Here is a 737-nt window from a genome sequence, read left to right as displayed (position 1 = left end):
GCATGACTTCCAGCCCGCTGAGGCCGGGCAAATTCAGGTCCAGCATGACGAGTTCGGGCGGATGGTCGTAGAGCCGGTTGCTGTAAGCACCTTCGCAGAAAAGGTATTCCAGGGCTTCCGTGCCGTCGCGGGCAACAATGATCTCATGGTCCGCGCCATTGTCCTGCAGCGTCAACAACGTCAACTCGACGTGAGCGGGGTTGTCCTCCACGAGCAGCATGGTTGGTCYGGGCATCTTTTCTCGCCTCCTTGGTGTTGGCGACCTTGCGTCTGGCCGAACCCTGACTATATACCTCGGATTTGAAGGCTATGTAAGTTCGGTGGCAAGGAGGAGGGCGGGCGCGGCTTGTCGCCGCGAGTTGGCCTGCCCGGAGGGGATCGAACCCCCGACCCTCAGCTTAGAAGGCTGATGCTCTATCCGACTGAGCTACGGGCAGTTTGCGTGTGCAAGCCGGGGCAAGGCCACGCACAGAGGAGGAGGCCGCCGTTTCCAGCTCGTCGCGAATCATACCTTCAATCGAGGGTTGGCAGCCCTGGCCAGCCACACCCAAGGGCCGCCTGCTCAGCACCTTTCTCAGCGCTTTTCGTACTGCGTCTTGCCAAACAGGATTTCCCGTGCCTTGTCGTCAGTGATGGGCCGGCGCAAGTCGGCCAGCACCGCTACGCCGCGTTGTACGGCGGGGCGCTCACTGATCAGGTCAAACCATTTTTTAAGGTGCGGGTAGTCGGCCCAGTCG

General features: G+C 61.0%; 1 protein-coding gene, 1 tRNA gene and 1 pseudogene. All 3 read right to left on the bottom strand.

Annotated elements, in window-relative coordinates; genetic code table 11:
• The coding region (locus tag AC1D0Z_RS23420) for a response regulator (RefSeq protein WP_477660511.1) at positions 1-235 on the bottom strand (235 nt) is incomplete at its 3' end.
• A 125-nt stretch (positions 236-360) separates the two neighbouring features.
• A tRNA-Arg gene (locus AC1D0Z_RS23415) sits at positions 361-437 on the bottom strand.
• A gap of 137 nt (positions 438-574) precedes the next feature.
• Positions 575-737: pseudogene (locus tag AC1D0Z_RS23410) on the bottom strand (glutathione S-transferase family protein); the annotation flags it as partial.

The organism is Polaromonas sp. P1_E3 (assembly GCF_056405935.1).
Note: the sequence above shows the minus strand (reverse complement) of the source record. Positions and strands in the feature narration are given on the sequence as shown.